The organism is Pseudorhizobium xiangyangii, from assembly GCF_020531965.1.
Classification (GTDB): Bacteria; Pseudomonadota; Alphaproteobacteria; order Rhizobiales; family Rhizobiaceae; genus Neorhizobium; species Neorhizobium xiangyangii.
The window spans coordinates 1-599 of sequence record NZ_JAJAWH010000118.1 but is presented as its reverse complement, the minus strand read 5'-3'; the positions used below and the strand labels follow the sequence as shown (position 1 = coordinate 599).

2 protein-coding genes are annotated in these 599 nt (G+C 58.1%); both read right to left on the bottom strand.

The annotated features are described in order from the left end of the window. Positions 1-279, bottom strand: a 279-nt coding sequence (locus LH464_RS24470) for a type II toxin-antitoxin system RelE/ParE family toxin (protein WP_226788992.1), incomplete at its 3' end; no start/stop codon positions are given. After that, positions 276-584, bottom strand: a complete 309-nt coding sequence (locus LH464_RS24465) for a type II toxin-antitoxin system RelB/DinJ family antitoxin (protein WP_226788993.1) — start codon at positions 582-584, stop codon at positions 276-278. The genes LH464_RS24465 and LH464_RS24470, both read right to left, overlap by 4 nt. Between the last annotated feature and the right edge of the window lie 15 nt (positions 585-599).

Below are 599 nucleotides of genomic sequence, written 5' to 3'. Positions count from 1 at the left end.
AGTCTCTGGCCATTCCTGCGCGCCATGGAGGACGCGAAGAATACGAACCGCTGCTCCAGTTACCGCATACGCCGCGACGTACGGCGTGCCGTTGATTACCAATTCGCGCGTGCCAGCAATTCTGCCAACACGACCGCTCGCGGGAAAATCGATCAGGCGACGAACAGCGGCGACGATCCGTTCATCGACCAGGATGGCGGCTGAAGGATTGTCTGCCTCGATATATGTGAAGATGGCGTCGCGATCCGATAATGCGAACGCAGACCAGGTGAGCTTCACGATTTGCGTACGTCCGCTTTAAGACCGGCGGCCGCCCGACGTCCCGCAAAATGTGCCTCTACTTCCTCATCCGGGACGTCCGGTCGGGGATCGTTCAATGCTTCGAGTACCTTGATTCGAAACCAAGCGTCGTGGGCCTCGCTGCCTGAGAGAAGTTCGAGTGGCAGCGCACCCTCGTTGGCCGTCCGGGTGAGCAAAATACGAACCGCATCGGATACCGTGAGGCCCATGTTTTCTAGCACGGCAGAGGCGCGATCCCGAACTTCGGCATCAATACGAGTTTGGACTAGTGCGTTTGCGACCATAGCTATCTCCACTTC

What these genes read in the sequence shown, in the direction of transcription:
- LH464_RS24465 (WP_226788993.1), bottom strand. Translation starts at nt 584, where the DNA reads ATGGTCGCAAACGCACTAGTCCAAACTCGTATTGATGCCGAAGTTCGG.